General features: G+C 35.0%; 21 protein-coding genes. 10 read left to right on the plus strand and 11 right to left on the minus strand.

Translation table 11 applies throughout. The annotated features are described in order from the left end of the window. Positions 1 to 8: 8 nt before the first annotated feature. Positions 9 to 791, plus strand: a complete 783-nt coding sequence (locus tag B0E44_RS08105) for an enoyl-CoA hydratase/isomerase family protein (RefSeq protein ID WP_077372770.1) — start codon at positions 9 to 11, stop codon at positions 789 to 791. A 358-nt stretch (positions 792 to 1,149) separates the two neighbouring features. Continuing rightward, positions 1,150 to 2,169 carry a recombinase RecA gene (gene recA, locus B0E44_RS08110; protein WP_077372773.1) on the plus strand — a complete coding sequence of 340 codons (1,020 nt, stop codon included), beginning with the start codon at positions 1,150 to 1,152 and terminating at the stop codon, positions 2,167 to 2,169. 44 nt (positions 2,170 to 2,213) lie between these two features. On the opposite strand, the gene B0E44_RS08115 is transcribed toward recA, so the two are convergent. After that, positions 2,214 to 2,984 (minus strand): 1-acyl-sn-glycerol-3-phosphate acyltransferase, encoded by a 771-nt coding sequence (locus B0E44_RS08115; RefSeq protein WP_077372830.1) that lies wholly within the window; start codon positions 2,982 to 2,984, stop codon positions 2,214 to 2,216. 103 nt (positions 2,985 to 3,087) lie between these two features. On the opposite strand from B0E44_RS08115, the gene trpS reads away from it, so the two are divergent. Then, positions 3,088 to 4,062: a tryptophan--tRNA ligase gene (trpS, locus tag B0E44_RS08120; protein WP_077372776.1), complete on the plus strand. Its 975-nt coding sequence runs from the start codon at positions 3,088 to 3,090 to the stop codon at positions 4,060 to 4,062. 120 nt (positions 4,063 to 4,182) lie between these two features. On the opposite strand, the gene B0E44_RS08125 is transcribed toward trpS, so the two are convergent. Next, the gene (locus tag B0E44_RS08125) at positions 4,183 to 4,830 is read right to left on the minus strand and encodes a class I SAM-dependent methyltransferase (protein WP_077372779.1); all 648 of its coding nucleotides are present in this window, start codon (positions 4,828 to 4,830) and stop codon (positions 4,183 to 4,185) included. Positions 4,831 to 4,866: 36 nt separating this feature from the next. Continuing rightward, positions 4,867 to 5,340: an Lrp/AsnC family transcriptional regulator gene (locus tag B0E44_RS08130; RefSeq protein WP_077372782.1), complete on the minus strand. Its 474-nt coding sequence runs from the start codon at positions 5,338 to 5,340 to the stop codon at positions 4,867 to 4,869. Positions 5,341 to 5,529: 189 nt separating this feature from the next. Here B0E44_RS08130 and B0E44_RS08135 point away from each other — a divergent pair, with 189 nt between their 5' ends. The 4 genes from B0E44_RS08135 (at position 5,530) to B0E44_RS08150 (ending at position 12,367) form a co-directional block, all read left to right on the plus strand. After that, positions 5,530 to 6,339 (plus strand): DUF1338 domain-containing protein, encoded by an 810-nt coding sequence (locus B0E44_RS08135; protein ID WP_077372785.1) that lies wholly within the window; start codon positions 5,530 to 5,532, stop codon positions 6,337 to 6,339. A 328-nt stretch (positions 6,340 to 6,667) separates the two neighbouring features. Then, entirely contained in the window at positions 6,668 to 8,563 is a 1,896-nt protein-coding gene (serA, locus tag B0E44_RS08140; RefSeq protein ID WP_077372789.1) for a phosphoglycerate dehydrogenase, read from the plus strand. 79 nt (positions 8,564 to 8,642) lie between these two features. Next, the gene (locus tag B0E44_RS08145; protein ID WP_077372792.1) at positions 8,643 to 11,561 is read left to right on the plus strand and encodes an FAD-binding and (Fe-S)-binding domain-containing protein; all 2,919 of its coding nucleotides are present in this window, start codon (positions 8,643 to 8,645) and stop codon (positions 11,559 to 11,561) included. Positions 11,562 to 11,728: 167 nt separating this feature from the next. Further along, positions 11,729 to 12,367 (plus strand): hypothetical protein, encoded by a 639-nt coding sequence (locus tag B0E44_RS08150; protein WP_077372796.1) that lies wholly within the window; start codon positions 11,729 to 11,731, stop codon positions 12,365 to 12,367. On the opposite strand, the gene dprA is transcribed toward B0E44_RS08150, so the two are convergent. Beyond that, positions 12,364 to 13,464: a DNA-processing protein DprA gene (gene dprA, locus B0E44_RS08155; RefSeq protein ID WP_077372799.1), complete on the minus strand. Its 1,101-nt coding sequence runs from the start codon at positions 13,462 to 13,464 to the stop codon at positions 12,364 to 12,366. The two genes, B0E44_RS08150 and dprA, sit on opposite strands and share 4 nt — an antisense overlap. 236 nt (positions 13,465 to 13,700) lie before the next feature. On the opposite strand from dprA, the gene B0E44_RS08160 reads away from it, so the two are divergent. Next, complete coding sequence (locus tag B0E44_RS08160) at positions 13,701 to 14,678, plus strand: SPOR domain-containing protein (RefSeq protein WP_077372802.1); 978 nt, start codon at positions 13,701 to 13,703, stop codon at positions 14,676 to 14,678. A gap of 395 nt (positions 14,679 to 15,073) precedes the next feature. Next, a complete protein-coding gene (locus B0E44_RS08165; RefSeq protein WP_254423266.1) occupies positions 15,074 to 16,330 on the plus strand; it encodes a DcaP family trimeric outer membrane transporter in 1,257 nt (418 codons plus the stop codon). A gap of 44 nt (positions 16,331 to 16,374) precedes the next feature. Here the strand turns inward: B0E44_RS08165 and B0E44_RS08170 are convergent, their stop codons facing one another. After that, a complete protein-coding gene (locus B0E44_RS08170; RefSeq protein ID WP_077372805.1) occupies positions 16,375 to 16,938 on the minus strand; it encodes a TetR/AcrR family transcriptional regulator in 564 nt (187 codons plus the stop codon). Between the two features lie 97 nt (positions 16,939 to 17,035). Further along, on the minus strand, positions 17,036 to 17,830 hold the full coding sequence (locus tag B0E44_RS08175) for a TIGR00730 family Rossman fold protein (protein ID WP_077372808.1): 795 nt from the start codon (positions 17,828 to 17,830) through the stop codon (positions 17,036 to 17,038). Positions 17,831 to 18,203: 373 nt separating this feature from the next. Between B0E44_RS08175 and B0E44_RS08180 the strand changes: the two genes are divergently transcribed. Further along, positions 18,204 to 18,434: a hypothetical protein gene (locus tag B0E44_RS08180; protein ID WP_124019306.1), complete on the plus strand. Its 231-nt coding sequence runs from the start codon at positions 18,204 to 18,206 to the stop codon at positions 18,432 to 18,434. A gap of 191 nt (positions 18,435 to 18,625) precedes the next feature. On the opposite strand, the gene B0E44_RS08185 is transcribed toward B0E44_RS08180, so the two are convergent. The 5 genes from B0E44_RS08185 to B0E44_RS08205 form a co-directional block, all read right to left on the minus strand. Further along, entirely contained in the window at positions 18,626 to 20,269 is a 1,644-nt protein-coding gene (locus B0E44_RS08185; protein ID WP_077372814.1) for a S41 family peptidase, read from the minus strand. Between the two features lie 59 nt (positions 20,270 to 20,328). After that, a complete protein-coding gene (locus B0E44_RS08190) occupies positions 20,329 to 22,602 on the minus strand; it encodes a helix-turn-helix domain-containing protein (protein WP_077372836.1) in 2,274 nt (757 codons plus the stop codon). 104 nt (positions 22,603 to 22,706) lie between these two features. Next, positions 22,707 to 23,261, minus strand: a complete 555-nt coding sequence (locus B0E44_RS08195; protein WP_077372816.1) for an OmpH family outer membrane protein — start codon at positions 23,259 to 23,261, stop codon at positions 22,707 to 22,709. A 248-nt stretch (positions 23,262 to 23,509) separates the two neighbouring features. Then, the gene (locus B0E44_RS08200; protein WP_077372819.1) at positions 23,510 to 24,358 is read right to left on the minus strand and encodes a bifunctional 2-polyprenyl-6-hydroxyphenol methylase/3-demethylubiquinol 3-O-methyltransferase UbiG; all 849 of its coding nucleotides are present in this window, start codon (positions 24,356 to 24,358) and stop codon (positions 23,510 to 23,512) included. Between the two features lie 87 nt (positions 24,359 to 24,445). Then, the gene (locus tag B0E44_RS08205) at positions 24,446 to 24,922 is read right to left on the minus strand and encodes a hypothetical protein (RefSeq protein WP_077372822.1); all 477 of its coding nucleotides are present in this window, start codon (positions 24,920 to 24,922) and stop codon (positions 24,446 to 24,448) included. Between the last annotated feature and the right edge of the window lie 58 nt (positions 24,923 to 24,980).

Genomic DNA, 24,980 nt, shown 5'->3' on the forward strand with positions numbered 1-24,980 from the left:
TAAACACAATGAACTACGACAATCTTTTAATTACAATTGAAAACAACATTGCAACCGTTGTTATTAACAGACCAACCAAACTAAATGCTTTGAACATTGCAACGATTAATGATTTGCACAAAGCCATAAAAGTATTGGGTAAAAACAAAGAAATTCAAATTATCATACTTACGGGAACTGGCGAAAAAGCATTTGTCGCCGGTGCAGACATTTCGGAATTTGCTCATTTTACAATCGAAGAAGGAGCGCAACTGGCTTTTCAGGGGCAAGAATTGCTATTTAATTATATTGAAAACCTAAAAACTCCTGTTATTGCTGCCATCAATGGATTTGCATTGGGAGGCGGATTGGAATTGGCTATGGCCTGTCATTTTAGAGTAGCCTCAGACAATGCCAAAATGGGACTTCCAGAAGTTTCTCTTGGAGTGATTCCGGGTTACGGAGGTACACAACGTTTACCGCAATTGGTTGGTAAAGGCCGAGCAATGGAAATGATTATGACCGCAGGAATGATAACTGCCGACGAAGCCAAACAATACGGACTAGTGAATCACGTAGTTCCACAAGCCGAATTAATCGAATTTTGCACTGGAATTGCCCAAAAAATAATGAAAAACTCTCCTTTTGCCATTGGTAGGGCCATAAAAGCTATCAATGCAAATTATACCGAAGGAAAGAACGGTTATGAGACCGAAATCAAAAACTTTGGAAAGTGTTTTGGAACCGAAGATTTCAACGAAGGAACTAAAGCATTTTTGGAGAAAAGAAAAGCTGTCTTTACTGGGAAATAGTTAATTAATACATTGATTTTTAAATTGTCATTGAAATTGAATTTTGCCGTTCTAAAGTCGGAATGCGAATGTGTGAGGGAAATATCGTTAAGTTAAGGTTTTTTTATTCTCGCCAAGACGCGAAGACGCAAAGATATTGACTCTGAACTTTGCGCCTTCGCGTCTTGGCGAGAGTTAAATTTAGAAAAAAACTAACTAGAAATCCTTAACATAACGACATTTTTCCTTATCCAAAAATGATAAAAAAAACAACTTTTGCTACTTCGAAAAAAAGAAGTATTTTTACGAAAATTATATAAAAACGATCCCTTATTTTGAAGAAAATAAAGGAAAAACCGAATAAACAAAAGAAATAGAGATGAAAGAAAAAAGCAGTTCAGAGAAAGAAGCTAAGTTGAAAGCGTTGCAGCTTACACTTGACAAATTAGACAAAACCTACGGAAAAGGAACTGTAATGAAAATGGGGGACAAAGCCATAGAGGAAGTGGAAACTATTTCATCTGGGTCTTTGGGAGTTGATTTGGCTTTGGGAGTTGGTGGATATCCAAAAGGAAGAATTATAGAGATTTACGGACCAGAATCGTCTGGTAAAACGACTTTGACACTTCATGCAATTGCAGAAGCTCAAAAAGCGGGAGGAATTGCTGCTTTTATTGATGCTGAGCATGCTTTTGATAGAAATTATGCTGAGAAATTAGGAGTTGATATCGAAAACCTAATCATTTCGCAACCGGATAACGGGGAACAAGCACTTGAAATTGCCGAAAACCTGATTCGTTCTGGAGCGATTGACATCGTGGTTATTGACTCGGTTGCTGCATTGACACCAAAAAGTGAAATTGAAGGTGAAATGGGAGATTCCAAAATGGGTCTTCACGCTCGTTTAATGTCTCAAGCATTGAGAAAATTGACGGGAACGATCAGCAAAACGAATTGTACTGTGTTTTTCATCAACCAGTTGAGAGAGAAAATTGGTGTAATGTTTGGAAATCCAGAAACTACTACCGGTGGTAACGCCTTGAAGTTTTACGCTTCGGTACGTTTGGATATCCGTCGTTCTACACAGATTAAAGACGGTGAGAATGTTTTGGGTAACAGAACTAAAGTAAAAGTCGTTAAAAACAAAGTGGCACCACCATTTAAAACAGCTGAATTTGACATTATGTACGGTGAAGGAATTTCCAAAACTGGAGAAATACTAGACCTTGCCGTAGAGTTTGAAATTATCAAAAAAGCGGGTTCTTGGTTCAGTTATGGTGATACCAAACTAGGGCAAGGCCGTGATGCAGTTAAAACATTGATTAAAGACAATCCAGAATTGGCTGATGAACTGGAAGTGAAAATCAAAAATCACATCAAGGAATTAGCCGAAGCATAAAAACATAAAAGACCGTCTAGTTCCAAAAAACGAGACGGTCTTTTTTATTTACTTATTTTAGATTCATCCAGCTTTTTGAAAGCCATTAATTCATCATAAATTAAGTTACGTACGTGTTCACGAACTTCCTTTCTGTCCAATGGTTCTCCCTTATCCGAAACCGTTTCAACCAAAGGCAAAATCTTAACACGCATTAGACCTGGACTGCCACTATAGAACGTGTACGACAACCTCTTCTTATTATCCGGAAATACAAGCGGAACTATGGGCAAATGATGCTCTACAGCCAAACGGAAAGCACCGTCCTTGAAATGATCCAAAAATATTGACTCATCATGTGGCACTCCCCCTTCTGGAAAAATGCAGATACTTAATCCTCTATCAATTCTTTTTTGAGCTTCATTAAACACTTCCATTCTGCTTTTAGAACAGCTTCTATCCACTAAAATACTGGTTCTTTTATAGAAAAACCCAAACAACGGAATCTTGGCAAGCGACATTTTCCCAACAAAAACAAAAGGATTGTCCACTGAAGCAAGCATTAGCATAATATCCGACATCGAAGTATGGTTGGCGACAAACATATAACTTTTCTTGCGATCCAATTTTTGGACTTTCTCAATTTTATAATAGAAACCCATACCAAAAAGCACACATTTGGCCCAAATGCGGGACATTTTAAAGAAATATGGATAACCTCTTTCAGTCAATATGGAAGCTACCAAAAAAGGAAGCATAATCAGGATGGGTATGAGCATAACCACATAAAACCAAACCCGCCAAACGGCCCAAAATATCTTTTTTACACTTTTCATAAAGTCAAAAGTAAGGAAACTTGCGGAAAATTTAGCAAAAGAATTAACTTTGCGGTCAAATATTACATCACCATACAATCATACGAGATTTAAATAAATAAAAATGGCAAAAATACTTACAGGCGTTCAAAGTACAGGAACTCCGCATTTAGGAAACCTATTGGGCGCAATTATACCTGCAATTGAACTGTCGAATAAACCAGAAAACGAATCTTTCCTTTTTATAGCCGATTTGCATTCAATTACACAAATAAAAGATGGCGACACACTAAGAGCCAACACTTATAGTACCGCAGCTGCATGGTTGGCTTGTGGTTTGAATATTGAAAAAGTGATTTTTTACCGCCAGTCCGATGTGACACAAACAGCGGAATTATCGTGGTATTTGAGCTGTTTTTTCCCTTTCCAACGTTTGACATTGGCACACTCTTTCAAAGACAAATCAGATCGATTGGATGATGTTAATGCCGGTTTGTTTTCGTATCCAATGTTAATGGCTGCTGATATTTTATTATATGATGCTCAATTTGTTCCCGTTGGAAAAGACCAATTGCAACATTTAGAAATTACCCGTGATGTGGCATCCCGTTTCAACCACCAAATGGGGGAAACTTTTGTGATACCTGAAGCCAAAATTCAAGAAGACAGCATGTTGATTCCTGGTACGAACGGTGGAAAAATGAGTAAATCCGCAAATAACTTTATCAATATTTTCTTGGATGACAAAGCCTTGCGCAAACAAATCATGAGTATTGAAACTGACAGCACGCCACTTGAAGCTCCAAAAAATCCTGATACCTGCAACTGTTTTACTTTGTATAAATTATTGGCAAACGAAAGTCAAATCGAAGCGATGAGAGCCAACTATTTAGGGGGTAATTATGGATACGGCCACGCCAAACAAGCTTTGTTTGAATTGATCGTTGAAAAATTTAAAACCGAAAGAGAAAAATACAACTACTACATCAACAATCTTCCAGAAGTAGATGCTTTATTGAAAAAAGGAGCTGCAAAAGCCAGTATTGTTGCCAATGGAGTTTTGGCAAGAGTAAGAGAGAAATTAGGATTTGAGGTTTAGATAAAATTTCCACAAACAAAACGAATTGCACTAATTAGCTCGAACAGATTCGTGCTAATTAGTGCAATTCGTTTTTTAACTTAATGGTGTAGCAAATTAAGAAGCCAATATATTACCAAACTAATCTTTATCTTTCGCTAATTTTTCTGCTATTATGATTGTATGCGTCTCTTTAGTTTTATCGTTTTTTTGGTAATTTATTAGCATAAAATTCAGATTATCAAAATCGTTTGCTTTCAATTGATTTGTTAAGTTTTCTGTGTTGTGATAATAAAAATAGGTCCTGTCACCACTGCTTCCTTTTTGATAACCCGATTTGTCTTTATCACCTTCTACAAAACTTAAATATAGTATTCCCTTTTCATTTAATAAATTTTTACAATCGCCAATGATTTTTTTAATATCAAATTCTGATAAATAAGGCAAGCAAAATCCACAAACAACTGCATCAAATTTTGTTTTAATATTATCAATTTCTCTACTGTCCATCACTTCAAATTTGGTATTTGGACAATTTATTTTTGCCAAATCAATCATATTTTGTGAAATGTCAATTCCTAAAATTTCGAAATCAGGTCTTTTATTCAATAGATATTTTGTTATGTTTCCTGGGCCACAGCCAATTTCTAAAATTGATGGATTGTTTTTCGGTAACAGTTTGCAAAACTTGTCATAAGTCTCATTATACAAGTCCAAATCCATAAATTTATCTTCGTATAATTTGGCAACTTTATTCCAAGTTTCAAAAGTTTCTAGATATCTATCCATTTCCTTTTTTTCTGACTATTACAGTGTTTAAAATCCTTATTGTATCGGCAAGTTTTTCTCAAAAGCCGACCCAAAAGAAATAAACGAATCCGTACCTCCTACTCCTTCTATAATGTGAATTTGTTCGTAGATGATTTTACGCAACTCTTCGTTATTGGCCGCAACAATCTTGATAAACAAAGCATATTTGCCCGAAACCCAATGGCATTCCACAATCTCGGGAATCAATTTGAGTTGCTCGGCTATTGAATAGGCAAAACGAGCTTCTTTGGTAGCGATTCCGGTATAGGTAATGGTTTCAAAACCATTGGCTTTCGCATTCAATTTTACTGAAAAACCGGCTATTACACCCGATTCCTGCAATTTCTTTACACGTAAATGCACCAAAGAATTCGATACTTTTAATTCTTTGGCTAATTCAGAATATGGAATTCTTCCGTTCTCACTCAGCTTTCTGATGATTTCTTGGTCTAAATAATCAGTATTTTCGTTGTTTTTGGTGTTTAACATCACTTAACTATTTGGTTGAAAACTATAACATTGACAATTCTAAAGCAAAAAACAGTTTTAAAACTGTCAAAATTACATAAATATTATTCAAATATGTCTATTTATAAATAATCGAATCAACATTATGTTAGTTCAACAGATTTCTATCTAGTTTTGTGTCATTCTTACAATTTAAAAACACAGACAGAAATGGACAAAAATCAACTGCTTTCGAAACTATGGGAACAATATGCTGAAATAACCCCATCTGCAAAAAAAATACATACTTTATTAGAAGAAAAAGGCGAAACGATTCAAAATGACCACATTGCGATTCGTACTTTTAATGACCCTAGAGTTAACATCTCTGTATTAGAAAAAATTTTCGTAAATGTTGGATACGAAGCCCGTGGAGAATATGTTTTTGAATCCAAAAAACTATTCGCCAAACACTATGAACATACTACAGACAAAGATGCGCCAAGAATTTTTATATCCGAATTAGAGTTAGAAAAATGTTCCGAATCGTTACAAAACACGGTTAAAAAATTACTGGATGATTGCGATCCTAACGAATTTAATCATCCTGAATTGGCTCTAAACAGCACTTTTTGGAAATCAGATTCACAGGCGATTTACAAATCTCTTTTGGAAGAATCAGAATATGCAGCTTGGATGTATATCTATGGCTTTCGTGCCAATCATTTTACGATTAGTGTAAATGCGCTAAAGCATTTTGAAAAACTAGAAGAATTGAACGATTTCTTAGAAGCAAACGGGTGGAAACTTAATGCTTCAGGTGGAAAAATAAAGGGAACTCCTGAACAATTTTTAGAACAATCCAGCACATTAGCAGATTTATACACAATTACTTTTGAAGAAGGCTCAATTGAAATTCCATCTTGCTATTACGAATTTGCCTTGCGATACGCTATGCCTGACGGTAATTTATACCAAGGATTTGTAGCTTCATCTGCCGATAAAATTTTTGAAAGCACTGATGTGAAATTGCAAAATTAGAAGCAAAAAACAATTCAATAACTTGTCAAATTCACCGTTTTTTGGGTTGGATTACGACAAGTTATTGTCTTTTTTAAGAAATATAACTCTCATATTGCAAAAATCCGTATTGAAAAAGTCATTTTTAAATAAATAAAATAAAATTTAAAATTGCTTTTTGAAGATTAAATTTAATAATGTCCCGTCAAAAAGACTATTTATAACAATAACCTCAATTATCGTTAAACTGGCTAGTATTATACCAATATATTTTCAGAATAACAATCGAGGGTTTATCTTTGTGCAAAAAATTTACAAATAATTTTTATTTGTGACAAACACAAAAAAGATGACAGAAAATCAGGAAACATTTATATTCGATTTTGACAGTACTTTTATAAAAGTCGAAGCACTTGATGTATTATGCGAAGTAATTTACGAAGATAGTGCCGCAGGGGTTCAAATATTAAGTGAAATTCAACGATTAACCGACCTAGGAATGGAAGGTAAATTGTCCTTAAAAGAATCTTTGACCAAAAGAATCCAATTATTACAGGCCAATAGAGACCACATAGGAAGTGTAATTGAAGAATTAAAAAAGAAAGTAACAGCTTCAGTAATTAGAAATAGAACTTTTTTTAAACAACATTCCGATAATATTTACATCATTTCAAACGGTTTTAAGGAAATTATCATTCCAATTGTTCAGGAATACGGTATCAAACCAGAGCATGTTTTAGCCAATACTTTCAAATTTGACCATGACGGCAAAATAATTGGTTTTGACGAAAAAGATGAATTGTGTGAAAACCAAGGAAAAGTAAAAAAAATCAAATCATTAAACCTTCAAGGAGAAGCTATAATGATTGGTGACGGTTATACTGATTATGAAACCCTTGAGGGTGGAGCAGTAAGTAAGTTTTTTGCTTTTACTGAAAATGTAAGCCGCAAGATTGTGGTAGAAAAAGCCAATCAAATAGCACCTTCATTGGACGAAATCCTTTATGAACTATCATATAAAGCTTCCGTTTCCTATCCAAAAAACAGGATTAATGTTTTGTTATTGGAAAACGTTCATCAAGATGCTGTTAAAATCTTTGAACACGAAGGTTATAATGTAGAAACCATCAAAGGATCTTTGTCTGAAGACGAATTGATCGAAAAAATAAAAGGAGTTTCAATACTTGGAATCCGTTCAAAAACTCACGTTACTGAGAAAGTTTTAGAGCATGCTAATAAATTGCACGCTGTTGGAACATTCTGTATCGGAACGAATCAAGTGGATTTGAACGCTTGTAGCATGAAAGGGATTTCGGTTTTCAACGCGCCGTACAGTAACACTAGATCTGTTGTGGAATTGGCTTTAGGACAAATCATTATGCTAGTTCGTAATACTTTCGAAAAAAGCAAATTGATGCACGAAGGTGTTTGGGACAAATCGGCCACAAACAGTGTTGAAATTCGTGGTAAAAAATTAGGTTTGGTTGGATACGGAAGTATTGGATCACAACTTTCTATCGTAGCCGAAGCATTGGGAATGAAAGTATATTTCTACGATGCTGTTGACAGATTGGCTCTTGGAAATGCAAAAAAATGTTCTTCTTTAAAAGAATTATTATCGCTTTCGGATGTTGTTTCTTTACACGTTGACGGACGCGCAAGTAATAAAAACATAATCGATGCCGATGCTTTTGATTACATGAAGCCAGGTGTTGTCTTTTTGAACCTTTCAAGAGGCCACGTAGTTGATATTGAAGCATTGGTAGCCAACTTAAAAAGCGGTAAAATTCACGGAGCTGCTGTCGATGTTTTCCCATACGAACCAAAAAACAACGACGAGCCCTTTGTATCTGAATTACAAGGTTTGAAAAATGTAATATTGACACCGCACATTGGAGGAAGTACAGAAGAAGCACAAGAAGACATCGGACATTATGTTGCCAACAAAATAATCAATTACATCAATACTGGTACGACTTATGGAAGCGTTAACCTTCCTGAAATTCAGCTTCCTGAACTTCAAAGTGCCCACAGAATCATGCACATCCATGAAAATGTGAAAGGTATTTTGGCTCAAATCAACAATATACTTTTAGAGTACGATAACAATATTTTGGGACAATATCTGAAAACCAACGAAACTTTGGGATATGTAATTACCGATATTGATAATTTCCACAACAAAGATTTGGAGAAAAAATTAAAAAAGATTCCAAATACAATCAGATATAGAATTCTATACTAAATAATTTTAGATTTCAGCTTATAGATTTCAAATTACCGAAATCCATAAGCTGAAATTTTTTAAATCAAAAATCACCAAAATGAACCTTGAAAGTCTTGAAAAGCAATTAGATGGAAAATTACTGTACGACCACACTATGCGTACGCTTTATGCCACTGATGCAAGTGCTTACAAAGAAATGCCGTTGGCAGTAGCCATTCCAAAAACGAAGGAAGATATTCAAAAAATCATTGCTTTTGCCAGAGAAAACAAAAGCAGCGTAATTCCTCGTGCAGCCGGAACATCTCTTGCTGGACAAGTTGTTGGGAATGGAATCGTGGTTGATATTTCACAAGAATTTACCAAAATCCTTTCTGTTGATCCTGTCGAAAAATCGGCTTGGGTAGAACCTGGAGTGATTCGTGACGAACTGAATTTACATTTAAAATCCTATAAATTATTCTTTGGCCCTGAAACCTCAACCAGTAACCGCTGCATGATTGGCGGAATGGTGGGTAACAATGCCTGTGGCGCAAGATCCGTAATTTATGGTTCAACTCGTGAGCATTTACTTGAAATTAAAGGTTTCTTGGCAGATGGAAATGAAGTAACTTTTGGCGCTTTAACCAATGCCGAATTTGAAGATAAATGCAACGGTATCAATGTGGCAAGCCCATTGGAACAAGCTATTTATGTTCAAACCAAAGAATTATTGTCGTCACCAGCCAACAGAGCTTTATTCGACGAAAATTATCCTAAAAAATCAATTCCGAGAAGAAATACAGGTTACGCGTTGGATTTATTAGCAGATAGTCAGCCTTTTGGCGATCCGACCGAGAAATTTAATTTCTGCAAATTAATAGCAGGATCCGAAGGGACTTTGTTCTTTTCGACTGCAATTAAATTGAATTTGGTTGATGCACTAAAACCTTTCGCTGGTTTGGTCTGCGTACACCACAATAGCATCAACGAATCGTTGAAAGCCAACTTGGAAGCCTTAAAATTCAAGCCGGACAGTGTTGAGTTAATCGACCATTATATCCTTGAATGTACTAAAGAAAATATCGAGCAGAGCAAAAATAGATTCTTTGTGGAAGGTGATCCACAGGCGATTTTGGTTGTTGAATTTTTAAGGGACTCAAAAGAAGAAATTATTCAGGCCGCCCAAGAAATGGAAGAGCTGATGCGTTCCAAAAACCTTGGTTACCACTTCCCGATTGTTTGGGGCGAAGACACCAATAAAGTTTGGAACCTGAGAAAAGCAGGATTGGGATTATTGTCTAATATTCCCGGCGATGCCAAAGCGGTTGCCGTTATTGAAGATACTGCAGTTGATGTTAATGATTTACCTGATTTTATCGAAGATTTCAATGCCATTTTAAAAGAGCGAAATCTAAGCTGTGTACATTATGCCCACGCAGCGACAGGAGAATTACACCTTCGCCCTATCATTGACCTAAAAACCAAAGAAGGGGCAGCACTTTTCAGAACTATCGCTACAGATATTGCCCATTTGGTTAAAAAATACAAAGGTTCTCTAAGCGGAGAGCACGGTGACGGAAGACTTCGTGGTGAATTTATTCCACTGATGTTGGGAGAAGAAATCTACCAAATGTTTATCCAAGTGAAAAATACTTGGGATCCTTGGGGAATTTTTAATCCTGGGAAAGTGGTAAATACACCTCCGATGGACACTAGTCTGAGATATACTCCAGGTCAGGACACTCCAATGCCGGAAACCTATTTTGATTTCTCCGAACATAATGGTATCGTGCGTGCTGCCGAGATGTGCAACGGATCGGGAGACTGCAGAAAAACTGAGAAAAGCGGCGGTACTATGTGTCCAAGTTATATGGCAACTCGTGATGAAAAACACACCACTCGCGCCAGAGCCAACATCTTGAGAGAAACCATCACCAATTCGACCAAAGAAAACAAATTTGATGATGAAGGTTTGCTGGAAGTGCTTGATTTATGTTTGAGCTGTAAAGGATGTAAATCCGAATGCCCTTCCAATGTGGATATGGCGAAGCTTAAAGCGGAAACCTTACAGCAATACCACGATAAAAACGGAGTGAAATTTCGTTCGAAATTAATTGGTAACACGCCAAAAATCAATCAATTATTTTCCTCATTACCATGGTTGTATAATTTTGGTTCCAAAGGAATCTTAGGAAACATTATGAAACGTTCAACCGGTTTTGCAACCGAAAGATCGTTGCCGCTAATGCACAAAATCACTTTTGCCAAATGGATCAAAAGCTACAGACAAACGGGGAATTTCATTCAGGGGAAAGTCTATTTGTACAACGATGAATTCCTGAACTTCTATGATGTCGAAATCGGTCAAACTGCTGTAAAACTCTTTAACCGTTTGGGTTATGAAGTTGTCGTTCCTGAAATTGGTATCAGTGGAAGAACCTATCTTTCGAAAGGAATGCTGAAAGAAGCTAGAGAAATAGCCGAAAAAAATATACAGGCTTTCGCCAAAGAAATGCCGGAAAATGCCATTTTAATTGGTATCGAACCTTCTGCTATATTGTCGTTCCGTGATGAATATCCAGATTTATGCCGTGGTGATTTTAAAGAAAAAGCAAAAGTCTTTTCAAGTAGAGCAATGCTTATTGAAGAATTTTTGGCCAAAGAATTAGACGAAGGCCGAATCTCTTCTGCTTCATTCACAGATAATACAGAAAGAGTTCGTATGCATGGCCACTGTTTCCAAAAAGCGTTGTCTTCATTAGTGCCGCTTAAAAAAATCCTAATGTTGCCACAAAACTATACCGTACTCAATATCCCAAGCGGATGCTGTGGTATGGCGGGATCTTTTGGATACGAAAAAGAACATTATGATATTTCGATGAAAATAGGAGAATTGGTATTATTTCCAACTATCCGTTCAGAAGAGCAAGCCACTTTGATTTCTGCCTCAGGAACGAGCTGCAGACACCAAATTAGCGATGGAACAAGCCGAAAAGCATTTCACCCTGTTGAGATACTTTTTAAGGCTTTAAAATAAGTACAATTAGTTTTTTATAAAAGATGCAGCTGTTTTTTAATGGCTGCATTTTTTTGTTTGAATTTTTTTGTTATAATTGCTGTATAAATATTTTGTTTTGATATCAATTAACTTAGAACAATAAAAGCAGTCTGCTCATAAATTTGCTAACCTAACTAATTAAACAATTGAACACTATTCAAACATTGCCAACAGATTTAAGATCGGTTATCGGAACAGAAAAAATTGATTTTTCAATCCTTGCCAAGAGAAAAGAACCTTTAAATAAATCCTTAGGAATTATTGGTTTTGGAATTATATGGTCTGCCTTCATCAGTATTTTTGTTGTTGCGTTTTTAGGCCCGATTTTTAAGGGCGAAGAAGTTCATTTTAAAGTAAACGATGAACCGACAACTGCTAGTTGGGATAATTTTGAACCAATGCTTGTTCCTTCTTTAATAATTGGTCTTTTTGTTGTAGTAGGGATTGTCATTTTGTGTAGCGGATTTTACTCCTTATTTCAAAAAGGCGGATATTTTGTAGGCACAGAAAACAGGCTCATTCACTATCGCAAAGGAACTATTAAATCCTATGACTGGGAACAATTCTCTGGGAATATGGAAATAAATAGTAAAAAAGAAGACATTTCAATGGAACTACGAACTGGTAAAATGGTAAGCCGAAAAAACAAACCCGATGAATATGTACCCGATATTCTGCACATTTCGGGAGTTACCAATGTTTTAGAAATTGAAAAAATATGCAGAAACAGGATTAAGGAAAATGATCCTACTCCTACAACTATTTTAAATACACCAAACCTTTAAACCGCCTCAAACATTTTGCCAGGCAAAGGCCTTATAACGCCCTTCAATTCCATATTGAGCAATAAACCCGAAATTCTGTAAATGGGAAAATCACAGTGCAGAGCAATAATATCCATTAGTTCTTTTCCTGTTTTCAAAAGATAATCATACACTTTTTGTTCGTCAGCGTCGAGGGTGACAAACAATTGTTTTTGAACGGGTTTGGCTTCTTTTTCAATATCCCAATTTAGCATATAAATCAAATCGGCTGCGCTAGTAAGCACATTGGCCTTTTGGGTTTTGATCAGATTATTGCATCCCTGGCTGTATTTATCGGTAACGCGACCCGGAACCGCAAAAACATCACGGTTGTAATCATTGGCCATATTCGCAGTGATAAGTGAACCTCCTCTATCTGCAGATTCGATGACAATCGTGGCTTCGGTCATTCCGGCAACAATACGATTTCTACGTACAAAATTCTCTTTATCAGGATTGGAGGTACTCCAGAATTCGGTCATAAAACCACCATTCTGTTCCATTTTGGCTACATACTTTTTATGCGGTTTGGGGTAAATTTGGTTTAGGCCATGGGCAACAACTCCAATCGTCTGCAAATCATGGTCCATCGCCAGTTGGTGCGCCACGATATCCACACCATAAGCAAAACCGCTGACAATTATTGGGTTCAAAGGCGCCAAATCTTCAATTAATTTCCGGCAGAATTCTGTCCCATAAGAAGTTATTTGGCGAGTGCCAACAATACTGATTATTTTTCGGTTTTTTAAATTGATATTCCCAGACGAAAACAATAAAACTGGGCTATCGATGCAGTGTTTTAAACGATCCGGGTAGTTATGGTCCTGAAAACATAGCACCTCAATGTTGTTATTTTGAATGAAATCCATCTCCTGCTTGGCTTTTTCAAAAATGCTTTTGTCCTTAAAGTTTTTGAGCAAAACAGTTCCTACCCCATCAATGGCAGCAAGCTGTGAGGCTTTGGCATTCAAAACATTTTCGGCAGTTCCAAAATGGGTAAGTAGCTTTTTGGCCATAATATCCCCCACACCTTCAACACGGAGTAAAGCCAATACGTGAAATATATTTTCTTCTGACATATCTTACAATTATAAGACAAATTTTCGAATCATAAAAAGGATTAAAAATTAAAATCTCATTCATTTGTGAAAAAACAGAATCCAAATTTTAAAAAAATGAAAGCAAAAAACGATTTAAAAAAAAGATTCTTGAAAAAATAAAACAGTAATCTACTGATTGTGTAATACATGCAGATTGTTAATAAAAATTGTGAATAAAATTTTGATAACTATTCCCGTTGTATAACTTTGTTACTATGAAAATAGAACTTTACATCGCGCAACTTTTATACCGTTATCAATGTGTAACCGTTCCTGGTTTTGGAGCTTTCCTGACCGAAATCCAATCGGCTCAACTGCTTGAAAACTCTCATTCTTTTTTTCCGCCAAAAAAGGTGATTTCCTTTAATACACACATCAAAAACAATGATGGTTTGTTGGCAAATCATATTGCCCAAGCGGAGAAAACATCATATGACTATGCCGTAAGCGCTATCGAATATGAGGTTTTGAATTGGAAAAAAACACTACAGGAAAATCGTAGTTTATCGATAAAAAATATCGGTGTTCTAAGTTTGAATGCCGAAAACAATATCTATTTCACTCCAAACGAGCAAACCAATTATTTGGCACAATCTTTTGGATTAACTTCTTTTGTTTCGCCAGCAGTAAAAAGAGAAGTAGAACTTGCAAAAACTGAAATTGTATTTGAAAAATCAACAGCAGTAATCGAGGAAGAAAAACCTATTTTTAATTTCATTCCAGAAACTAGAGAAAGAAGTCCTTATCTAAAATATGCAGCTGTTTTCGTTATCGGATTGGCAATTGCTGGATCTGTTGGTTATCCGATGTATCAAAATCAAATAGCCTCAGAAACTATTTTGGTTGAAACAGCCGTTCAAAAACAAGTGCAGCATAAAATTCAGGAAGCTACTTTCTTTATCAAAACACCAATTCCTGCCGTAACGCTTTCTTTGAAATCTGAGAAAGAAGTAGAAGCAAAAATGCCTTACCACATAATGGCTGGCGCTTTCAGAAGTGAAGCGAATGCACAAAAAAGATACAACCAATTAATCGCAAAAGGTTTTAAAGCAAGAGTTTTGGGAATTAACAAAAACGGACTATACCCAGTTTTATACGGTAGCTACTCAACTTTTGCGGAAGCGGAAAAAGAAAAAGACTCCATAACAGAAACGGACAATCCTGAAGCTTGGATCTTGATTCAATCTTTGTAGAAAAATCTAAATTTCCATACTAAAATCACGAACAAACCCGAATAAAAACGGTATTGTTCGTGATTTTTTTTTTACAAAAAACTATTCGGATTGATTTTAGCTTATATAAATCATTTTTTTAACGGAGTGGAACATGTTTGCATTTATTATAAAAATAGCCACATAAGCTTCAAAACAGCCTAAAAACAGTAAAATATTCTGATCCAGTAAAAACAAAAACATATCGCTTACAAATACTACTTAAATAATTTATTCTAAAAAAGTCGATAAAAAATATAAATAACTGATATATAGAAAGTTAAAATATATTTAATAAATTTGGTAAGGAAAAACCGCATTTATTTGTTGCTTTCAAATCAAGTATCGCTAATCATTCATTATTTAAAACGAAAAACATGAAAAAAGTACCTTACTTCACTTTATTGATTCTGATGTGCTATTACCCATTGCTTGCCCAAAAAAATGAAAGCGACAAAACCATGGAAATCTTCGGATTTATAATGATGGATTCCGGTTATGATTTTGGAAGAATGAATCCAGAATGGTATGACACCATGAGACCAACACAAATTTTAGATAAAGAAGGAAATGAATACCAAAGCCAAGGAGCTTATTACATGAGTGTTAGACAAACCACACTTGGAATTAAAAACTATGTGGATACTTCTGTAGGCCAACTCAAAACACATTTTGAATTTGATTTATTCGGGATGGGGAAAGACGCTGGAAACACCGCTTTTCGACTTAAATACGCGTATGTCGAATTGGGGAAGTTTTGCGTAGGACAAAACAACAGTTTATTTACGGACATAGACCTCTATCCAAATATCGTTGAATTTATGGGGCCAAACGCCGTGCCATTTCTTCGAAACGTGCAAATACGGTATACCCCAATCAGGAATGAAAACCATAATTTTTCGATAGCGATAGAGCGTCCTGGTGCCACAGCCGATCAAGGAGAATATGGGGCTGGATTTGTTTATGAATCAATATTAGAAGATGTAAAACCAAGATTTTCTGTTCCAGATTTTACTGCAGAATACCGATATAGCAACTCATGGGGATATTTAGAATTGGCCGGTATCCTTCGCAGCATAAAATGGGAAGACAACAACACCGATCAATACAACTTGTCGGGAAGTGCTTTAGGTTGGGGTTTGAGTTTAAGCACCCGATTAAAATTAGGCAAAAATGTAATTTATCACGGAGCAATCACAACGGGTGCCGGGATTCAAAACTACATGAATGATGCGGATGCAGATATTGGAATCAAAAGACAGTATGACAATATAAATGCACCCATAAAGGGTATTGCCATTCCAATGATTGGGGTTGTTAGTTATTTTGACATTTATTGGGATACAAAATTCAGTTCCTCAATCGGGTATTCCATTTTAAATAATAATACCACCGAAGCGCAGTTATCAACCGCTTATAAAACAGGGCAATATGCCAGTGTTAACTTGTTGTATTCTCCAGTAAAAAATTGCATATTGGGTCCAGAACTTCAATGGGGAAAAAGACAAAACAATGACTTTGCAGGAGATCCTCAGTTCAATCTAGCTGCGGCAAAAGGCAATAGCGGAACAGATGTGAAACTGCAATTTTCGTTTAGATACATTTTCAATACTGCTTTTTATAAGAATAAATAAGACAATAATTTTATAAATTGACTAATCAGTCGATGATGGCTCATCTAATCCTCAATCATTTTCCAGAACATTTCAAATGCTTCTTCACTTAGTTCAATTTGCTTTTCCTCAGTCAGATTAGTTGACAGAATATATTCATACAAACCACTGATTTGAGCTGTAAACAAAGAATATATAAAAGCAACAGGTAATTGTTTGATAAGAACGATGTCGATTCCGTTTTTAATTAGAATAAACAGCGGCTGATCTTCCCTATTGAGCATTGATGCGGAAACAATTTTAGCATAAGGCGAATGATTGAATTGCTGCAAATATTGAAAGTGAATTGGATTTTCAAGACTCCAAAGTAAAGTAGCCTTAAAAAGGGATCTGAATGCGTCTTTCGAAACCGAATGAGATTCCATTCTTTCGAGAATAAATTCATCCATATCTTTTATAACCGAGTGGTATAAAACAACGATTAATTCTTCTTTAGTACTGAAATAATTAAAAAGCGTTCCAGTGGCAACGTTAGCTTCCATAGCAATTTTGCTAGTCGCCGTACCATGAAATCCGTTTTCAACAAAAAGCTTAAGGGCCGTAACAAGAAGTATTTCTCTTTTATTCATTTTATAAAATTGACTAATCAGTCACAAAAATAAAACTAAATTTGATATTACATACACAAACTAAAGAAATAATTCAAGTACGTATATAAAAACAGTATTACAAAGGTTTCAAACAATTTTTGAAATCGGTTGGCAAACTGGTCAAAACCATTTCCATAGCTTCTTCGGGAGTCTCAACAATTCGGGAAAAGCCTATTTCTTCGGGAGAAAATACTCCTTGTTCCGACATGAATCCCACAAAATCTCTCAGTCCTTTCCAAAACTTACCCCCTACCAAAATAAGCGGAAACGGTCCTATTTTATGACACTGAATTAAAGTTGCCGCCTCAAACAATTCGTCCAAAGTTCCTAAACCTCCAGGCATCACAATAAAAGCACATGAGTATTTCACTAACATAACCTTTCGAACGAAAAAATATTTAAACTCAAAACTATCATCAACATATGGATTGGGCTGTTGTTCCTTGGGCAAAATTATATTTAATCCATAAGTAACACCGCCTGCCTCCTTTGCCCCCCTATTAGCAGCCTCCATTGCACCAGGCCCTCCTCCAGTTAAGACGGTAAACCCAGCTTTGGCAAAAGCACTGCCGGTTTCACGAGACAATTCATAATAAGGTTCGCCAGGCTTAAATCTAGCGGAACCAAAAACAGTCACTGCAGGCCCAAGATGGCTGAGTTTAGTAAAACCCATTTCAAACTCCTCAGTAATTCTTTCCAATCGCTCCTTTTCCTTTTCGGCTGTTCTTTGTACACTTAAAAAATTTCGTTCTTCCGACTCAACTATTGGCAATTCATAATCTAATTGAGCTTTTTTCCAATGTTTTTGCCATGCCGATTCCCATTCTTCAGGACTTAATCGCTTAATATTATCTACCTTTTTTGCACACATATCTTTGATTGATTAAAGTGAAATGACATCTAAGATATAAAATAAATACTTGATTTTATGACATTTAAAAACAAAAAAAACAATTAAAGTGTAAGCTAAAAGAATGCTTTTGTTCCAATACATTTCTATTTTTGATGTTTTTGAGGAAACAATAAACATAAAGAAATTCTGTAATAAAATCATTGTATGTGATTCGTCCATTCAACGACAAAAATAAAAATCTGTTTGAACTCCAATGTTTTTGCTTTTTAATCGGAATATCATGCTATTTGGCAGATTTATTTTTAATGAAATTACAATTAACTTAATTTTATATCACCCTAAATTTTTGATGTTTAAAAACCTAAAATTAATTAACTTAAAACAATCAAAAATGGAAAACAATCACATTACCATCAAAGAATCTTTATACCTAATCTATTCTTATGTAAGCATTGCTGCATTTATGTTATTAGGAATAAGCAAAATCACCAAAAATCTTGGGAGAGTCCTAGATTTCAATCCAATGGTGTCACTATTAATTGTTGTAAATATGGCAATATTTATTTCACTCTATTATTACAAAAAAAAGCACAGCGCACATATGAATCACGACAACTTTTAAAGCCCTAAACCCTACTAAATGAAATAAAATGGTTAGAAATAACATTAGAAATTGGAAAATAAAAAAAGAGACTGAATCGAAATCAAGTCTCTTTTTTTATGGAAATCCATAAGATGAATTTTATAGCTTTTATATTAGATTATTGGCCCTTTAGTTTATCACAAAGTGCAAACAAAAATTGACCGACATAATTATTTCCCAATCTCTATAAATTGCAGTGCACGGTCTAAAACCTCGTCTTTCCCTTGCTGAATTCCTAGAGTGGTTGGTTTTACTTCGATGTCTGGAATGATCCCGATTCTTTGTGTTTCGCGTCTATCAGGATAGTAAACACCAAGGCCTGAAAATGCCGTCAACAAGTCTTTAATAGGATCAAACAGACTTATATTTCCATCTGCTCCAGCAGTTTGACTGCCTACAATTGTTGTATTATCTGCCGTTTGAAAACACATTGCACTAAATTCTGAATGGCTTACAGATTTCTCATTAAGCAATACCACAACCTTACCTTTGTAATTGTTTATATTTTCTGAACCACACATGTATAGTCTACTCCATTTGAATCTTCCTGGATAATTTAAAACAGGTATAGTAAAAATGGCGAAATCTTTTTCTTTAGAATTTAAAAAATTTGAAATGTGTAAATAAGTTCCTTGTGGATAATTTCTCATATCAAAAACAATTGCTTTTGCCAACTTTAGACTTTCAATCATATCTGGAACATCTTTAACCGTTAATGTTCCCATATCTACATAACCAATATTATTTTCTAGAATTTTAAATTTCTCCTTTTTGATTGTTTTTTTATGTTTATTACTATGAGAAACATCATAATCATACCTATTTATTATTTTTGTTATATACTTACCATCTTTAAAAAACTCCAGTTTTATATTCTCTGTAAATCCAGTTAATGTTGGTAATAATAAATTCTCCAAATATGCAGCTTCATTTGACCCATTGATTAAATCTCTGTTTTCAATAATAATTTCTTTAATTGTTTTGTCATTTACTTTGGTGATTACATCGCCTATTTTGATGTCGTCCGCTTTTGCCAGACTGTCGGCTAATATTTCTGTAACAATTATTTTGTAATCAATTATTTTGCAATTAACAGGGAGAAAATATCTGTGTGTCTTAGTATTATTGTAAAAAACACCATGGGTATCATTTAGTTTTACCGTTAATTTCTGCATCACTGTGAAAAAAGCATCTTCGTTTTTGACTTCAATAAAAACAGGCAACATTTCGTCTAAAGTTGTATCCCATTTCTGATCCATTAGGTATTTATATGGGAAAAAATATTCTATTAAATTCCAATATGTGAATAGTGCAAGAATTGTTGTTTTTTTATTATTGAACTGAAATCCAGAATAATTTTCGTTTTTTATAAAAATGTTTTCAGCTTTATGTTGTCCTACATAATTTTGCTCACCTTGAAATCTATTGTTCTCAATGAATTTTAACTTCTTCGAAAGAGTTGCAGAAAACAATTTATTGTTGTTAATCCAGGATAAATCAAAATTTTTGTCAAAAAAATCAATTTCCTTTGGTAAAATGATTGGAGCAATTTCATTTACTTCACCTAGAGAATCTATCCAGTTTTCAAGAACTAATGAAAATTCTTCTTTGGTATTTGCTTGTTCAACTTTTCCCAATACATCAAAAAGCTGATTGTCCCAATTTTTACTTCCATCCGCCACTTTGGGATGGTAATATTTTAAATAACCCCAAACTTTGCAGGTGGCAGCCAGTTTTTGGGTTTCGGTAAGTTTGGTTTGTGCAAAAATCGATTGTGAAAGAACTAAGAGAAGTAATAAGGTAATTTTTTTCATTGGTCGGTTAAATGGTTAATTATGAATTTGAATTGAACTTGGTTTTTAATTTAATTTGCCTAATTGAGATTCAAACTGGCCTTGAACATCCTCAATTCTTCCCAACTGAAGGCGTCACCGTATTTCTCTTTTAGTGGTGAAACCGATTCTTCTTTGTAACCTGCAAAAGCCTCAGTGAGCGCTGCCAATTTATCTTCCGAAAATACTTCGCTGACAGTAATCCTTCTGGACTGTATCAACTTGGTAAGATGTCCTAAAATGGTTTCTTGGGTGAACTTGCGTATGGTGCCAATTTCCTGTACCGTTTTCTTTTGCATCCATAGCTCGTACGTTTCCTCAATTGTTGATTTTTTGGGTTCTTTAGTCGCGGTTTTCTTGGATCCGTATCGTTCGGCATCTTTTTCGTCCTCAATTAGGGTGATGTTGGCTTTTTTGAAATCTTCGATGACGCGCTCGACCTTGGTGTTTTTATATTGCTTGATTTCTGGAGAAGTCAGCTTTTCTTTCGAAATGGTTTCTCCTTTTACCAAAGTGGCAACCATTAATTTGGCTTTCATCAATTGAAGCACAGCCTTAGTTTGTAGATCGTCAAGGACTATTAACTCATCATAAAAAGCTTTGGCTTTTTTGAGACGCTTAACTTCCTCTAGTTTCCACAGAATTTCATAGACTAGCTTGTCCATTGGTTCCATGAAATAATTAAACGCAGCGTTGATACGATCTGAAATGTGATTAAATTCTAGCTGTTCGCTGTGGAACAATTTGTCCAACTGCATCAAAAACTTTGAAGAAGGATCCAGTAATTGCCAAATCACCCCAGCTTGATTATTTGCCCAAGTGCGGTGTTTGAATTTCACAGCGTTTTCGGCATCTTCATTATAACTGAACTGGTGATTGCGCCATTCTTGTGCCAACTCATTCCAATCGAAGCTGTTTTTGAGATAGTTAAGAATAAAATTTTTGGTTTCGCGTTTTAAAGCATTCGCCAAAACTTCTTCCGAGGCTTTGTTCTCGGCGTAATTCATCACGTCCTGATCGTTTGAAATACCATTCATTCGCAGCGGAGAAAGCAAAACAAGCCCATTTAAGGATCGTAAACGAGATAATGCCACATATGCCTGTCCAGGCAGAAAAACTTTCGATACATCAAGCGCAGCTTTGTCAAAAGTCAATCCTTGGCTTTTATGTACCGTAATCGCCCAGGCCAACTTGATTGGATAATGCACAAACGAACCCAAAACCTCCTCCTCTATTTCCTTTGTCATTTCGTTTACCGTGTAGCGAATGTTCTGCCATTCGTACTTGTCAACTTCTATGGTTTTGTCTTCATCCGGAAAATGTACCCAGATTTCTTTGGAAGTCATTGTTTTTACAATACCCATTTTTCCGTTGAAATAATTCTTTTCCATCGACAAATCGTTTTTGACAAACATAATCTGTGCTCCAACTTTCAACTGCAAATAGGGATCGACAGGATAGATTTTATCTGGAAAATCTCCTGTGATGTCAGGCATAAACATCATTTGACTCCCTACCAGATCTGCAAGTGATTGGGCGTTCATCACATCTGCTTTGGCATTGTGAGTCGTCAGTGTTATGAAACCTTTATTTGCTTTGAGGTCAAAATCGGGTTTTACGAATTCATTCAGCGTTTGAATATCACTGGGCGTAATCTCATTGTTCCGAAGATTATTCAAAACCGAAATAAATCGGTCATCCGTTTGACGATAAATCTTAGACAATTCTATGTACAAAGGCGGATACTGTTGAACGACATGCGCATGGAAAAAGAATTTTCCTCTGTAATAATTTCGCAACGTTCGCCATTCTTCATCTCGAATGATAGGTGGTAATTGTAATAAATCTCCTATAAATAATACTTGAACACCTCCGAAAGGTGCAGATTTTCTCCGAACCGTTTGCATCATATAATCCATCGCATCCAGTAAATCGGCACGCAACATACTGACTTCATCAATAATAAGCAATTCCATATTACGGATAACAGCTCGTTTTTGACCGCTCATTTTGAAATGTCTACGCAAAGTGGCTTTGGTTTCAAACTTGGTCGTATCGGAAAATTGAGGAGCAGAATTGTCCGGTATGAATCCACCAAAAGGCAACTGAAACATCGAGTGAATCGTAACACCGCCAGCATTTAATGCTGCAATCCCTGTAGGTGCCACAACCACGGTGTTTTTGTGTGTTGTCGCAATTATTTCCTTCAAAAGTGTGGTTTTACCAGTTCCTGCCTTTCCGGTAAGAAAAACTGATTGATGGGTTTGATTGATAAAACGGAGTGCATAAGCTGCGGCTTCAGATATGGATTGCATTTGGCGTATAATTTTAAAAGCTAAAATAGTATAATAATGAAAATAAAAAAAAACCTTCAATCTTATTCAAGATGAAGGTTTTATAAATTTATGCAAACGAAAAATTACTTTTTAGCTTCTTCTGTTTTAGCAGTTGATTTGTATTTTTCATTCAAAAGTTTTACGATATCTTTAGTAATGTCATATTTCTCTTCAGCATATAAAATAGATGCTGCATCACCAGTTCCGTAGATATAATCATAACCTTTCTCTTTACCGTAATCCTTGATGAATTTTTTAACACCTTTTACAAGAGAATCCATTTCTTTTCCACTCTCTTGTTGCAATTGCATTTGTAAAGCTTGTTGAGCTTGAGCAAGTTGTTGCTCTCTACGTTGCAATTCTTGGCCATTTTTTTGAGCCCATTCTTGACCGTTTGCTTGAGCATTACGTTGAAAATTAGCAGCATCTTGTTTGAATCTATTGATTTCTGCTTCCAATTGTCTTCCTTTTTCTGCTGCTTGCCCTTTATATTTTGCTTCTAAATCTTTAGTTTCCGTATATTCTTTCATCAACTCAGCCGTATCAACATAAGCTGTTTTGAATTCTTTCACTTCTGCTTTTTTATCACAAGAAACAAGTGATATTGAAATTGCGATAAATAATAATGCTTTCTTCATTTTGATGTATTTCAAGTTTTTTTATGTATGGATGACAAAAATATAAAAAAATAGATAGTATTGATAAAAAGTTTCAAAAATGCTACTATTTTATTAGTATAAATATAAATTATTTAAAATTTAAAATCGATAATAAATCGTTATAAAAACTGGATTTAACAGAAGCTTTTAGATGAATAAATTAAAATATCCGACCCGTTTCCTTATTAAAACCACAATAAACGTCTTAAAATCGCTTAAAATAAGTTTTAGTTGTTTTTTAGGATGTAAATGTGCGATGAATATTCCATTTTTTGTTTGGCTTTCCAATTCGACTGCAATCCGATGAAAAAGGCTTTAAGATAATTCATTTTACCTGTTTTGTATTTTTCGGAAAGCAGACTTACGTAAAACGAATCAAATTTCATCGGAAGCACTTTTTCCAGTTTCATATTCTCTTTAGCAAACAATTTTTGAATGGCTGTTTTTGAGAAATGCCAAAAATGGATTGGCACATCATAAGCGGCCCAAAAGTTGCCATAATGTTTTGCGTCGAAAGATTTGAAATTTGGAACGGCAACAATCAAAGTTCCACTAGGTTTCAATAATCGCTTTAATTCTTTAATTTGTTCATCCAAATTTGGAACGTGTTCCAAAACGTGCCACATCGAAATCACGTCAAAACTATGACTTTCCAATTCGGCAGTATTCTCCACAAAAGAAACTCCTTTATTTTTTGCAATTGCTTTGGCCTTATCACTTGGTTCAACACCTACCGTTTTCCAACCATCATTTTGAGCAACAGTCAAAAAATCACCAGTTCCTGCACCAATATCTAAAATCAACCCTTTAGAGGGCTGATAAGAGTTTATTAAATTCAATTTATTTTTTAATGCAATATTTTTTACAAAATGATAAGCCTTTTCAAAAATTGATCTTTTCGAGTCGGTATGCGAAATATAATCAGCACTTTCATAGTATTTACCCAAAACATCCAAACTCGGTTGCGGATGTGTGATTAGCATATCTAGTGTTTCATCATAAAAAAGTTCAAAAACCTCTTGAGAAACGGAAAAATCTTGTACAGTAAGAAAATGTTTTTTGTTTGTAATGTCCATTTGTGTTTTAAATAAATAATTTCAGCTCTAATTACAAAAGCTGAAAAGAAATTCTCTTTTTATTAATTCTATTGGGAAAGAAATATACTAGCCTGCTATACCCTTTTTCCATCTTATTTTTACTGCGGAAATCTTATCGTTTTCCATACGTATATTTTGATCAACTATAAATCCATTCTTGGTATAAAACTCCAATGGCGATAAATAGGGTTCCTTATTTCTTTTCACATCATTTTGATGATCGGTAGCCCATCCATTCAAAACCGATGTGTTATTTTTTAATTCATCAAGTAAAAGCGTTCCAAATCTTTTCCCCTGAATTTTGGAATTAATTATAATTCCGAACCAATCTTCGTCTTCTCGAACAAAAGTAAAAGCCCAGCCAGAAATTTGATTCAAATCATTTACAAGCAAATAATGTTTTATGCTTGAAACTCCATCTAGATAATTCTCAAATTCAGATAAATCTTTATAACCAATTCTTTCGGGATATTCTGCGTTCCAAAGTTCAAACAACGATTCTTTTTGTTCTAAAGTTAAAACCTGTGTTTGAATAAATTTCATTCTCAAAAAAATTAAAAATTGATTTATTCAACAAATATAGGACTTACAGCCGTAGTTT

It is taken from the genome of Flavobacterium sp. A45, assembly GCF_002001005.1.
Classification (GTDB): Bacteria; Bacteroidota; Bacteroidia; order Flavobacteriales; family Flavobacteriaceae; genus Flavobacterium.

What these genes read in the sequence shown, in the direction of transcription:
- B0E44_RS08105 (WP_077372770.1), top strand. Translation starts at nt 9, where the DNA reads ATGAACTACGACAATCTTTTAATTACAATTGAAAACAACATTGCAACC.
- recA (WP_077372773.1), top strand. Translation starts at nt 1,150, where the DNA reads ATGAAAGAAAAAAGCAGTTCAGAGAAAGAAGCTAAGTTGAAAGCGTTG.
- B0E44_RS08115 (WP_077372830.1), bottom strand. Translation starts at nt 2,984, where the DNA reads ATGAAAAGTGTAAAAAAGATATTTTGGGCCGTTTGGCGGGTTTGGTTT.
- trpS (WP_077372776.1), top strand. Translation starts at nt 3,088, where the DNA reads ATGGCAAAAATACTTACAGGCGTTCAAAGTACAGGAACTCCGCATTTA.
- B0E44_RS08125 (WP_077372779.1), bottom strand. Translation starts at nt 4,830, where the DNA reads ATGGATAGATATCTAGAAACTTTTGAAACTTGGAATAAAGTTGCCAAA.
- B0E44_RS08130 (WP_077372782.1), bottom strand. Translation starts at nt 5,340, where the DNA reads ATGTTAAACACCAAAAACAACGAAAATACTGATTATTTAGACCAAGAA.
- B0E44_RS08135 (WP_077372785.1), top strand. Translation starts at nt 5,530, where the DNA reads ATGGACAAAAATCAACTGCTTTCGAAACTATGGGAACAATATGCTGAA.
- serA (WP_077372789.1), top strand. Translation starts at nt 6,668, where the DNA reads ATGACAGAAAATCAGGAAACATTTATATTCGATTTTGACAGTACTTTT.
- B0E44_RS08145 (WP_077372792.1), top strand. Translation starts at nt 8,643, where the DNA reads ATGAACCTTGAAAGTCTTGAAAAGCAATTAGATGGAAAATTACTGTAC.
- dprA (WP_077372799.1), bottom strand. Translation starts at nt 13,464, where the DNA reads ATGTCAGAAGAAAATATATTTCACGTATTGGCTTTACTCCGTGTTGAA.
- B0E44_RS08160 (WP_077372802.1), top strand. Translation starts at nt 13,701, where the DNA reads ATGAAAATAGAACTTTACATCGCGCAACTTTTATACCGTTATCAATGT.
- B0E44_RS08165 (WP_254423266.1), top strand. Translation starts at nt 15,074, where the DNA reads ATGAAAAAAGTACCTTACTTCACTTTATTGATTCTGATGTGCTATTAC.
- B0E44_RS08170 (WP_077372805.1), bottom strand. Translation starts at nt 16,938, where the DNA reads ATGAATAAAAGAGAAATACTTCTTGTTACGGCCCTTAAGCTTTTTGTT.
- B0E44_RS08175 (WP_077372808.1), bottom strand. Translation starts at nt 17,830, where the DNA reads ATGTGTGCAAAAAAGGTAGATAATATTAAGCGATTAAGTCCTGAAGAA.
- B0E44_RS08180 (WP_124019306.1), top strand. Translation starts at nt 18,204, where the DNA reads ATGGAAAACAATCACATTACCATCAAAGAATCTTTATACCTAATCTAT.
- B0E44_RS08185 (WP_077372814.1), bottom strand. Translation starts at nt 20,269, where the DNA reads ATGAAAAAAATTACCTTATTACTTCTCTTAGTTCTTTCACAATCGATT.
- B0E44_RS08190 (WP_077372836.1), bottom strand. Translation starts at nt 22,602, where the DNA reads ATGCAATCCATATCTGAAGCCGCAGCTTATGCACTCCGTTTTATCAAT.
- B0E44_RS08195 (WP_077372816.1), bottom strand. Translation starts at nt 23,261, where the DNA reads ATGAAGAAAGCATTATTATTTATCGCAATTTCAATATCACTTGTTTCT.
- B0E44_RS08200 (WP_077372819.1), bottom strand. Translation starts at nt 24,358, where the DNA reads ATGGACATTACAAACAAAAAACATTTTCTTACTGTACAAGATTTTTCC.
- B0E44_RS08205 (WP_077372822.1), bottom strand. Translation starts at nt 24,922, where the DNA reads ATGAAATTTATTCAAACACAGGTTTTAACTTTAGAACAAAAAGAATCG.